This window comes from Klebsiella sp. OBRC7, assembly GCF_000293135.1.
GTDB lineage: Bacteria > Pseudomonadota > Gammaproteobacteria > Enterobacterales > Enterobacteriaceae > Klebsiella > Klebsiella michiganensis.
Genome location: NZ_ALNJ01000087.1, coordinates 1 through 11,767, shown reverse-complemented (window position 1 = coordinate 11,767; position 11,767 = coordinate 1). Strand labels below are relative to the sequence as shown.

General features: G+C 51.8%; 7 protein-coding genes. 2 read left to right on the top strand and 5 right to left on the bottom strand.

Translation table 11 applies throughout. The features are described from left to right. Nucleotides 1–30 precede the first annotated feature (30 nt). The 5 genes from HMPREF1144_RS18530 to HMPREF1144_RS18505 form a co-directional block, all read right to left on the bottom strand. Nucleotides 31–1,157 (bottom strand): IS3-like element ISSen4 family transposase gene (locus HMPREF1144_RS18530; RefSeq protein WP_085954994.1). Its coding sequence is split into 2 segments (ribosomal slippage): nt 31–893 and nt 893–1,157, totalling 1,128 coding nucleotides; the frame shifts between segments, so codons are not numbered across the junction. Between the two features lie 68 nt (nt 1,158–1,225). Further along, a complete protein-coding gene (locus HMPREF1144_RS18520; RefSeq protein ID WP_009653618.1) occupies nt 1,226–2,494 on the bottom strand; it encodes an ISL3-like element ISKpn25 family transposase in 1,269 nt (422 codons plus the stop codon). 4 nt (nt 2,495–2,498) lie between these two features. Beyond that, nucleotides 2,499–5,756 carry a type I restriction endonuclease subunit R gene (locus tag HMPREF1144_RS18515; protein ID WP_009653619.1) on the bottom strand — a complete coding sequence of 1,086 codons (3,258 nt, stop codon included), beginning with the start codon at nt 5,754–5,756 and terminating at the stop codon, nt 2,499–2,501. Beyond that, complete coding sequence (locus HMPREF1144_RS18510; protein WP_009653617.1) at nt 5,757–7,091, bottom strand: restriction endonuclease subunit S; 1,335 nt, start codon at nt 7,089–7,091, stop codon at nt 5,757–5,759. Further along, nucleotides 7,088–9,115 carry a type I restriction-modification system subunit M gene (locus HMPREF1144_RS18505; RefSeq protein WP_009653620.1) on the bottom strand — a complete coding sequence of 676 codons (2,028 nt, stop codon included), beginning with the start codon at nt 9,113–9,115 and terminating at the stop codon, nt 7,088–7,090. The genes HMPREF1144_RS18510 and HMPREF1144_RS18505 overlap by 4 nt, the downstream gene beginning before the upstream one ends. A gap of 158 nt (nt 9,116–9,273) precedes the next feature. Here HMPREF1144_RS18505 and HMPREF1144_RS18500 point away from each other — a divergent pair, with 158 nt between their 5' ends. Together HMPREF1144_RS18500 and HMPREF1144_RS18495 are read left to right on the top strand one after the other, a co-directional pair. Continuing rightward, on the top strand, nt 9,274–10,353 hold the full coding sequence (locus HMPREF1144_RS18500) for a restriction endonuclease (protein WP_007372212.1): 1,080 nt from the start codon (nt 9,274–9,276) through the stop codon (nt 10,351–10,353). Nucleotides 10,354–10,585: 232 nt separating this feature from the next. After that, nucleotides 10,586–11,767, top strand: a 1,182-nt coding sequence (locus tag HMPREF1144_RS18495; RefSeq protein ID WP_009653622.1) for a hypothetical protein, incomplete at its 3' end; no start/stop codon positions are given.

The following is an 11,767-nucleotide window of genomic DNA, read 5'->3' as shown; positions in this document are numbered from 1 at the left end:
CTGACCTGCCCCCACGATTAGATACAACACTCAGTTAGTAACGTCGGAATCTTCATTCTCAGAATGACCCTTTCTCCAGCCCGCTGCAAATTCAGACGGTGTCTGATAATTCAGCGTGGAGTGCGGGCGGCATTCGTTATAATCCTGCCGCCAGTCATTAATAATTTTCCTGGCATGAACGATATCGCTGAACCAGTGCTCATTCAAACATTCATCGCGAAATCGTCCGTTAAAGCTCTCAATAAATCCGTTCTGCGTTGGCTTGCCCGGCTGGATTAAGCGCAACTCAACACCATGCTCAAAGGCCCATTGATCCAGTGCACGGCAAGTGAACTCCGGCCCCTGGTCAGTTCTTATCGTCGCCGGATAGCCTCGAAACAGTGCAATGCTGTCCAGAATACGCGTGACCTGAACGCCTGAAATCCCAAAGGCAACAGTGACCGTCAGGCATTCCTTTGTGAAATCATCGACGCAGGTAAGACACTTGATCCTGCGACCGGTGGAAAGTGCGTCCATGACGAAATCCATCGACCAGGTCAGATTGGGCGCCGCCGGACGGAGCAGCGGCAGACGTTCTGTTGCCAGCCCTTTACGACGTCTTCTGCGTTTTACGCTCAGGCCACTGAGGTGATAAAGCCGGTACACGCGCTTATGATTAACATGAAGCCCTTCACGGCGCAGCAACTGCCAAATACGACGGTAGCCAAAACGCCTGCGCTCCAGTGCCAGCTCAGTGATGCGCCCTGATAAATGCGCATCAGCAGCCGGACGGTGAGCCTCATAGCGGCAGGTCGACAGGGATAAACCTGTAAGCCTGCAGGCACGACGTTGCGACAGACCGGTCGCATCACACATCAACATCACGGCTTCCCGCTTCTGGTCTGTCGTCAGTACTTTCGCCCAAGAGCCACCTGAAGCGCCTCTTTATCCAGCATGGCTTCGGCAAGCAGCTTCTTGAGTCTGGCGTTCTCTTCCTCAAGCGACTTCAGGCGCTTAACTTCAGGCACCTCCATACCGCCATACTTCTTACGCCAGGTGTAAAACGTGGCATCGGAAATGGCATGCTTGCGGCAGAGTTCACGGGCGGGTACCCCAGCTTCGGCTTCGGCTTCGCGGAGAATACTGATGATCTGTTCGTCGGAAAAACGCTTCTTCATGGGGATGTCCTCATGTGGCTTATGAAGACATTACTAACATCGGGGTGTACTAATCAACGGGGAGCAGGTCAATCCAACTCTCCACCTTCTGCCTGCTTCAACAATGTCGGAATGTGCGGTCCATACTCGACCTTGCCTCGTCCTGCTCGAATACCACTGCCAACCTTGCGGGCTTCTTTGGAGTACAACGTCTTTGCACGGATGATCTCATAGCTATAACCCCGACCTAACCGATTGGACATCTTGATCAAGCCGTTGAGCCCTTCTGTATAGCCATTGGTGATTGAGAACGGCGCATCCCAGTAGGCAAAGATGTCGTCGTAATGGTTGTGTACCGTTTTTACCAGTGTTTTGAAAGGCTCCATGCCATAAAGTGGAAGGCTGTTCTCCCAAGCCTCAAAGGCGTTCTGAGCGCTCTGCTTGTCGGGTTCGTCGTAGATGCAGAAGAAGGCTTCCTTGAAGTCATAGGCCATGGCAAGTGCTGGGATCGCCTGCTTTACAACCTCCAGCGCCTTTTGCTCTGCGGGTGTCAAGTTGCCGGGTCGCTTCAGGGTGAGCCAGCGAATCGACTTTTTGACGTAAATGCGATCTTCTTTGCTTAACTGTGCCTGATAGTTCTTGCGCTCCACTTCCAAGGCTTCAGAAGCCATCTTGACGACATGGAACTTGTCGATCACCAGTTTGGCGTTGGGCAGATACTGAGCAAAGGAACGCTTGAAGGGTCGCCACATATCCGTACAGACCCATTCCACCTTGTCAGCATCCGGCAAATCCTTGAAGAAGGGCTTCAAATGCTCTTGAGTTCGATGCTCCAACATATCAAAGACGTTGTTGGTTGCCAGATTGGTGATTACACAGCGATACCCTCCGGCCAGGTTCACTTCGTCAATGCCCATGATGACTGGGGTTTCGTAACGAACGGTTTGGGAGAGTTCCTCAATGAGATCGTGAGCGATGTTCTTGACGGTGTTCACCGCCACACCGGTTTGCTCAGCTAAAGCATGGAAGGTGGTTCCCAGGCACTGTTGCCGAATAACATCGACCAGCCGTTTGGTGGCTCGGCGTTTGTCATCCAGAAAACTCAACTCCGGCATGGACATTTTTCCGCACGACTCACAGCGAAAGCGCGGGCGCTGAACTTCAAGGCGGACGGGCTCCATGTACAACGGCGTGTCCATGAACTTGTTTTTGCGCGTACCGTGTCTGTGCATAGGGATGTTGCAGTCCCCACATAACGGCACCTCGACCGTTACCGGCTCAGCGACTATCACAAGGCACTTGCCTTCGTGGCGCATATCGACCGGCTTGATGCCTGGCAGATTCAGCAGGTCAAGCATCTGCTTAATCCATACCCAGATCGATGTCTTTGCCTTCGCGTAGCAGGTCATACACCATATCAACCAATGCGGTCATGCCCTGACGGTCAGACTTGAGCACCTGGGTTGCCAGCTTCTGATGACTGGACAAAGCACGAACAACAGCTTGCTGCACAGCACCGGGGAGGTTGCCTTTCATAGCCTGCTCACGGGTGTTGCTTTCCACCTGAGCCATGACGACATCGCTTTCACCGGTAATCGCTGAAATCTGATTAACGAAAGCCACCTGATCCTGGATCGGCGTCGCCTCACCAAACAGGCTGTTGAGCCTCTCGATAATCTCTTTGACGAATTTCGGCTTGTCGCCTGCCGCTCCACCACCGCCTGCACCTGCTGGTTGCAATACCGGGGTTTTGCCTTCTTCTTCTACGTCATCGGGTCGAGCATTGATGTCAAAGCCAGTAAGCACCAGGCCTGTCAAGTCCACGGTTTCCGGTGCTTCGTGCTGAAGGCGCTTTTGCAGCAGCTTGGCGAAAGCGGCAAAGTTCTCCAACTCCGGGTCGCCAAAATCAATCAGTTGGGCGATATAGGAATAGGTACGGCAGAAGCGCCCCAGGTCCGACTTGAAGCCCATCAGCGCCTTGATTTGCTCGGCATACTCATCCTGGTGGTGATCGGCAGACTTCATGCCCGCCTCATCACCCCTGGCGCGGGCCTTCTCAAACGCTGCTTCCCAGGTTGCCATGCCATCGCGCAACATTTTCATCTTGTCGTTATACAAGGCCGTCGCTCCAGCTGTAGCGGTATACAGCGCCTTGTGCTGTGGCGATTTAGTATGGGTGATGTCACGTATGGTCTTGAAGCGGGCTTCTTTGAACGCGGCCAAGTCCTTCTCGTCGTACAGGCCGTGCTCGTCCAGTCGCTCCTTGATCTCGTAGACCACATTGAGGTCTTGCACTTCGCTGATGTGAGCGCCTTTGTCATAGGTGGCAAAGGCCTTGCGCACGTTCTCTGGATCGTTCACGAAGTCGATGATAAAGACTTCATCCTTCCCAGGTGCCGTCCGGTTCAGGCGGGCGAAGGTCTGCACAATCTCCACATGGTTGGCGATTTTCTTGTCCACATACATGGCGACCAGTTTGGGCTGGTCAAAGCCAGTCTGGAACTTGTCGGCCACCAACATCACCCGGTATTCCGGGCGGTCAAAGGCAAAGCGCAAATCCTGCCCGTGGACATCCGGGTTCATGCTCTGCTCGGTGAACTCCTCGTTCTCATCGACGATAAACACATCATCCTTGAACTCGCTGTCATCCTGGTGCATCACCTGCTTACCGGTCATCTTGCCGGAGAAGGCCACCAGTGAATGAATAAAGCCGTACTCGCTGTGCTGCTCGATATAGCGGTCAAACGCCTTCTTGTAGCGAATGGCAGCGGCACGGGAGCTGGTCACTACCATCGCCTTGGCCTTGCCATCCAGCCGGTGGGCGACGTTTTTGGTGAAGTGCTCAACGATAAACTGTACCTTCTGGGTCACATTGGTGGGATGCAATGACATCCACTGTGCCAGGGCGCGTTTGGCGGCCTTGCCGCTTACCCGCTTGCTGTCTTCAAGCTGCTTGGAAAGGTTGAAGGCCGTTTTGTAGGGCACATAGCCGTTCAACACATCGAGAATGAATTTCTCCTCAATGGCCTGGCGCATGGTGTACAGGTGGAAGGCTTGCGGCGGGTTATCGTCCGAGATCGGTTGGCTTGGATCTGTCGGGCGACCAAACAGCATCAAAGTGGAGTGCTTGGGCGTGCCGGTAAAGGCGAAGTAGCTGATATTGTCCGGGCGGGCGCGAGACTTTTGCAGTTGCTCCAGTAGTTCATCCACCGTCATGGTGGACATTTTGCCTTGTCCGCTCATCCCCAGCGCGGCTTGCAGCTTAGCGGCGGTAGAGCCAGTCTGCGAGTTATGCGCCTCATCAATGATCACAGCAAAGTTTTTCCCTTTCAGGGCCTTGTCAGTGATGATGGCTTCCATCGCGTAGGGGAAGGTCTGGATCGTTACTACCACAATCGGCGTGCCAGACAACAAGGCATCCGAGAGCTGCTTGCTCTTGGACTTGGATGACTTCTGCCGGTCAATGGCGGCGATCACCCCAAACTGATGGTCAATCTGCTTCACCGCGTCCTGGAGCTGGCCGTCCAGCACATTACGGTCGGTGACAATGATCACGCTGTTAAATACCGCGTCGCCGTTATCTTCGCGCAGTTTCACCAAGTCATGGGCCGTCCAGGAAATGGTGCTGGTCTTGCCGGAACCGGCGCTGTGGTCACACAGGTAGGTCATGCCTGCGCCATTTTCGCGGGCATCGGCCAGCATCTGGTTCACTGCCGTCCATTGGTGAAAGCGCGGGAAAATCAGGGTTTCTTTCTTCGACCAGTTGCCCTGAATATCCACCACGTCCTTTTTCTCGACGTAGACAAAGCTATGGAAAATCCGCAGCCAGGCATCCGGCTGGCAGACCGCCTCCCAGAAGTAGGCTACCGGGTATTCCTGGGTACCATCGGCCTTAATCTCACCTGGCGGGTTACCCGCATGTACAGTGCCGCTTTCGTCATTGCGCCCCTTATTGAACGGCAGGAAAAAGGTGCTTTCTCCATCCAGCTTGGTCGCCATCATGATTTCAGAGTCGGACATGGCGAAATGTACCACTGCCCCACGCTTGAAGGTCAGCAATGGCTCCCGGCGTTTGGTCTGGGCGTCATACGGCAGGCGATCATTGCGGTACTGATCCATGGCCGCTTCGCAGGACTGGGTGAAGTCGGTCTTCAGTTCGACGGTTGCCACCGGCAGACCGTTGATAAACAGCACCAGATCAATGGCAAATTCACGGGCCGGGTGATACTTCAGCTCCGGCACCACGCGCAGTATATTGGCCTGGTAGCGCTCAATGACTGCTGCATTGCGCTTGTCTTCCGGTGCGGCCTCGGTCATCTCGATCAGGCCGCAACCGGCAATGGAAAAGCCCTGGCGCAACACCTGCATGGTGCCTTGTTTCTCCAGTGCTTTATCCAAGCGATCCATCAGCACTTCAAGGGTTTTGGCCCCGTTGAGCCGTTCCAGCTTGTCCCATTTTTCCTGCTGGCCGCTGGTTTTGATCCAGCTTTCCAGGTCTTCGGGATACACCGCCCGCTCGGTGTTGTAGAACTTGGAATCACCCAGCTTCCAGCCCTGATCTACCAACCGGTCGATGATGTATTGCTGGAAGTATTTTTCCTGATGTGCTGCTGATTGCATTTATTGTTTTCCTCGCAAATCAATCTGGCCGGTGACAGCGGCGGTGATAAAGGCGGCGCGGCGTTCTTTGAGCAGGGTGATACTTTGTTCCGACTTGCTAATCAGAGCATCAATGCGGGCGGTTTCAAGGTCGAGGGTGGCTAGAATGGCATCTTGCTCCTTCAGATCTGGAAGAGGTAGACGAGTGTTCGCTACATATTCATGCTCTAAGCTTTCAACAGTAGCTCCTTCTTTTGCCCATATCCCAAGCAACGAGCGGTTAAGACCCTGTACCCACCGAAGTATAAACCGGGGTCTAACCCTAGTTTCATCAAGGCTCAATGCTTTCATGTCCTGATTTAAGCTAACAGGAACATTATTGATCCCAACCGGTATCGTGTGACGAAGAATACCTGATCGAGCAACCAGCAACACCGCTCCCGAGTCAATCAGTTTCGTGGCACTATTTTCCAGTCCTTTGGTAGTTATATGATCTATAGAATCGGTAATCACCTCATGTTTCATATCCTTTGGAGAGACCCAAGGGATGCAGCCGTTCCAATAGTCTGGATTTTCTTTTGATGGCGTACCACCACCAGAGAATGCAGCAACATGCTTTAGTTTTGTCGCCTCCCAGTGCTCCGGCACCTGCCCAATCCACTCAATGCCGGAATCCTTCATCTTGGCGTTGCGGTCTAGTCCCTTGGTGACAGCATGGGTAATCAGCCCCTGCCGCTTTTCCTTCAGTAGCTCGACAAAGCGGTTTTTCTTCTCGATAAGCGCATCAATACGGGCGGTTTCGCGGTCGAGGGTGGCCGCGATGGTGGCTTGTTCGTCAGTGTCGGGAAGCCCGATAGTAAATGACTCAAACAGATCCGTTGGAACTCGCTTTAAGCCTCCAGTGCCTCTCATCTCAGATTTGGCAATTGTTCTGAACTGCTCTTCTTGCAGACGGTAGTAAAGAAACCGGTTATGTCCCTTTCCATTTACCCGAAGAACATTGATTTCAGTAGAGCCAAACCCAATGCCGTTAACCAGACCATTGGCTATCGCTATGTTTCCATTCTCGAAGCAAGGCGTTACCTTGGCGATCAGAATATCGCCATCGCAGAAATAGCTATATCCACCATACACTTCATGAATAGGACGAGTTTCATCAAGTGTTACAGCATTGGTTCTCAGCTTTTCCATAGGGAGAAATGTGCAAAGAGAATCCTTTTCCTCGCTTAAGGTCGATTTCCTGGGATTCAAGGCGGAAATTCGCTTAATCTGCGCAATCTTCCAATGCTCCGGCACCTGCCCAATCCACTCAATGCCGGAATCCTTATACGCGGGATATGCTCTGTACTGGCTCATTCGCTGGCCACCTCCGCCAGTAGCGCGGCAATCTCGGCTTCTACCTGCTTCAGGTCTTCATCAATATCATGCAGCTTGCGCGGCGGCTGGTACTGGTAGAAGAAGCGGTTGAAGTTGATCTCGTAGCCAACGCGGCCCAATTGACCATCCCTGGCATCGGTAAAGCTCTCATCCAGCCAAGCATCCGGCACATGAGGAAGCACTTCGCGGGCAAAGTAGTCGTCGATGTCATCCAGATAGGGGACGTTCTCGTAATCAGTCAAATCTGTGTCTGGCACCAGCTCGCCGTTGGAATCCGTGACTGGCTCGGCTTTCGGGTCTTTGTGACCAAAGGCGCTGATTAGGGCGGTGATCAATGTCTTGTTGGATTTGACCTTGAGCTGCTTTGCTTCATCGGACTTGATCGAGTCCCTAACAAAGGTTTCTGCCCAGCTATAGGGCTGCGTTTGCCCGATCAGCGGCTTGAGGGCTTCACGCCAGAATGTCTGATGCGCATCAGAGAGCTTTTCCCAGGCAGCTTCGGCTTCCAACCGATCCATGCCCACCTTATCCAGCTCCAGGGTCATGCGCAGCGGGCGCAGGACCTTGATACGGCGGTAGCCAAAGGTACGGTAGTCAAGCATCCGGGAAAGCGCTCCGGTTTCGCCTGTGGCGTAGATGTCCAGAATCTGGCGGCGCTGCTCATCGCTGACAATACGGCGCTTGTTGCCCTCGTTGCGGATTGAAGTCCAAAGGTCGGTGGCGTTGATCAACTGCACCTTGCCTTTGCGCTCCTGCGGCTTCTTGTTGGACAGAATCCACAGGTAGGTGGCGATATTGGTGCGGAAGAACAGATCCGTTGGCAGAGCTACAATGGCTTCAATCAGGTCGTCTTCCAGCAACCAACGGCGTATTTCCGATTCGCCAGACGCGGCACCGCCGTTAAACAGTGGCGAACCCGACAGCACGATAGCGGCGCGGCCACCGCCGTTGATCGGCAGTTCTAGCTTGCTCGCCAGGTGCATCAAAAACAGCATGGAGCCATCGCTAATTTTCGGCAGGCCCGGCCCAAAACGGCCCAACTCACCTTTTTTGTGTTCTGCTTCGACGGCGGTTTTGTCCTTCTCCCATTTCTTGCCGAAAGGCGGATTGGACAGGCAGTAGTGGAAACGCTCACCGGCAAACTGGTCGTTGGACAGCGTGCTGCCCTGACGAATGTTCTTCGACAGATCTCGGCCTGGGTCGGACTCCAAACGGCGGATCAGCATACCGGCTACACAAACCGCATGGGTTTCCGGCTCCAACTCCTGCCCGTGCGGCACCAGCACTGGCGGGATCTTGTCGCGGTTACCGTAGTCACCCACATGGTTCATGGCATCGGTGAGGAAGCCACCCGTGCCACAGGTCGGGTCATACAGAGTACGAATCAAACCGGGGCTGGCCTCAAACAGGGCATCATCCGGGTCAAGTAGCAATGCGGTCGCTAGGTGAACGATGTCGCGCGGCGTCATGAAGTCCTCGGCCCCTTCATTGACCTCGGCACCAAAGCGGCGAATTAGGTGTTCGTAGATGTTACTCATCACCCGATCCGGAACCACGTCCGGGTGCAGATCGATCTTGGCGAAGTTCTGGCAAATCTTGTACAGCAAGCCCGCTTTCTCCAGCCGGATCACCGTATTGCCAAACTCAAACTCCTCGAAGATAGCGCGGGCATTATCCGAAAACAGGGCGATGTAGTCTTCCAGATTGCGGCGCGTCTTGGTGCTACCCAAGGTGCCGAGGGAGTATTCAGAGGTGTTGTAGAAGGGGTATTCAGCGGTTGAGCGCAGAATGGTATCCAGCTCGACATCGGCATCCTTGAAAGCGTCATGCGCTTCTCTCACCGCCTCGCGGGTCGGCTCCAGCGCACACTCCAGGCGGCGCAGCAAGGTAAACGGCAAAATGATCTTGCCAAAGTCCGTATGCTTGAAGTCCCCCCAAAGGTCTTCCGCATTCTTCCAAATAAAGTCAGCCTGTGAAGCTGCCGATCCCGTAAATTCGCTCATTCTGGACTCCAACCACTTTTTGCACAGAACGGTACTGGAGTCAATCTGCGAATGTCAACCAGATTTTGCACAAAAGGGGATGGATTTAAATTCTTGGCTAAATTTGCGATCCTACCTCAGAATGCAAATAGCCTTAATTCTGAATGAATGGTGACCATATGGTTTTTAGAAAATTGGCAGCAAAAGGAATGTCCCGATGCGCCAAATTCCAGTGGTGCTTTTTCCTGCTAGCGTCATTAGCTTTATTCTTTCTACATGATGGCCCGTTGGTCATTGCGGGCCTCTTTATTACACAATTGTCTCTCCAGATGTCGATGACCCGTACAGGAAAGGAAGTCTTCGGCGTTATTTTTAATATCCAGTCATGGAGAAACAGTGGTGCTAGCCAGCAAACCTATTTTTTCCGGTGGTATATCGGCTTCCCGATTTCCTGCTTGCTATATATTCTTTCTCTTACTAATTATGTGTACGTTCCAGGCGATTTGTATTATCAGTTTATTGCAAGCAGTACTGATGACCTAGCACTCGTAATGAATCGTTTTGCTGTAGGCGTGAGTAACATACTCCCTGAAATCCTTCGAGGCGCATCTCTAACCCTTTCGATGATGATGTTTGTCGCAACATTGCTAAAAAATGTACAACTTGCTGAAGTACGTCGAATTTACTCCTCCATTCAGGATGGAAATGATTCCCAGAAAATTCTCTCGAATATGACATGGGAGCAATTCGAAAAGATTATAAGACTGCATTTCGAACTCAATGGCTACAAAGCAACTCTGACTAATACAGGAGCTGACGGCGGAGTCGACATTCTGCTGCAAAAAGATGGTCGCCGCGAAATGGTACAGTGCAAATTATGGAAAACCAGCAAAGTAGGAGTCTCGGTAGTCCGCGAAATTTACGGTGTAGTGCAAGCCAATGCATATGAGCGGGGTTATATCATCACCTCTGGGTTCTTTACTCAGGATGCATGGGAATTCGCTCTTAGCGCAAATGTTAAAGGAACATTATCGCTTATCGATGGTTCCAGACTTCTGAAAATAATCAAGGATAAAGAAATCCCCCCGCCTGCCACTGAGATAATAAATGTTGGTCCAGGTGAGAATCAAATATACGATCTTAATGTCATACCTAGCTGTCCCCGTTGCCATAGCAAAATGGTTAGAAGAATGTCGAATGGAAATTATTTCTATGGTTGCTCGGCTTACCCAATTTGTAAAGGAACCCGTAACCTCTAGAAATCTATTTTCAAGAAAACCATCTCATTTTGCGGTCGTTTTCAGGCCGCAAAATTTCGAGAGCTACCTCCCTCAAGATATAATCCGTTTATTATCGCGAGAGCATATTTTCCTAATCAATTCCGGGGCAACCATCTCACGCGATTATGGGGCTTTCCATATCATGCTCACTTTCATATACACCGTGAGTTGGGGCTTCGGCCAGAACGAATAGTGATCAACGAGGTTTTCAATGACGAGTGAAAAACGTGGCACAAGTGCTGAATACGGCCAGGAGAAATTACGCGAACGCGCAGCGCAGAATGCTGGAGATGAAACCCCCAGTGTTAAGGCGCGATTTTCTAAAAAAACCTTGAGTATCCTGGTTGCCGGTATCTTTGCGGTAAGCACATTAGGCGCATTTATTTTAATGAATGGTAAACCAGACAAAGAACCGAACCTATCTATCGTCGAAGTTGCAAAGAGTGGGATCAGCGTTAACCCGGATATTGCAAAACAACATGGTATCGATGTGGATGACGATGACCTTGATACCGATGAGGCTGGGCCTCAGCCAACACTGACACTTCCTATCACAAATAATGAACAGGAACCCGCATCAGCGCCCCCTGATGATGATAAAAGTGAACCTACTGTCACAAAGCAAGATAGCGCCGGTGTTTCCCCTGCATCGTCTGATAATCTTGGCGATCAGATGCTAAAAATGGCCACAACCACGCCACCAGCTAACCCGGATGCAAATTCACCAGTTGTATCTAAGTCAGATCCTGCTACGCAGTCATTGGTTGACTCAATTAAGGCTGAACCTGGGTTTACTGACGGTAGCGAGGTTTCACAAAACGCAGAGCAACCTGGAACGGTTGAGATAACTCCTGCACAGGAAATCGCTAAAAAAGCACTATCTGGGGCCACTAGTGAAGCCCCGGCTTCAGCTCCAGTTACAGCAGAACCAAATCAACACGCTGCGGCGCAGACCAACCCGGTTCAAACACCGCCATCACCTACCACACGTGATATTGCAGGTGTTGAAAACATCACTAAAGATACCTCTGGCCATCAAATTGACCCAGCTGAGTTCGGTTATACGGAACCCACTAAAACTACTGCTACGTCAGACTATAAAGCAGCATCAGAAGGCTATACAGCCCAACAGTTTGTTGTTCAGGAGAAGAATGCGCTTACTGGCGCTGACCTGGACTATAGTGGGCACTTTAAAACTGTTGAATACAATTCGCAGGGACAAAATACGGTATTCGTTTATTCAACCTTTTCATCAAAAGTATTCTTGTTACCATCGAAAGGTAAGGTCAACGTATACCTTTCTGATGAAAAAGGTTGGTCAGTCTCACTCCTCCCAGGAAATATCCTGCGGGTACAGCGTTCTGAAAACAAGGGGGCATGGTCGCAGGCAACC

Coding starts and splice junctions, on each gene's coding strand:
- HMPREF1144_RS18520 (WP_009653618.1), bottom strand. CDS start 2,494: ATGCTTGACCTGCTGAATCTGCCAGGCATCAAGCCGGTCGATATGCGC.
- HMPREF1144_RS18515 (WP_009653619.1), bottom strand. CDS start 5,756: ATGCAATCAGCAGCACATCAGGAAAAATACTTCCAGCAATACATCATC.
- HMPREF1144_RS18510 (WP_009653617.1), bottom strand. CDS start 7,091: ATGAGCCAGTACAGAGCATATCCCGCGTATAAGGATTCCGGCATTGAG.
- HMPREF1144_RS18505 (WP_009653620.1), bottom strand. CDS start 9,115: ATGAGCGAATTTACGGGATCGGCAGCTTCACAGGCTGACTTTATTTGG.
- HMPREF1144_RS18500 (WP_007372212.1), top strand. CDS start 9,274: ATGGTTTTTAGAAAATTGGCAGCAAAAGGAATGTCCCGATGCGCCAAA.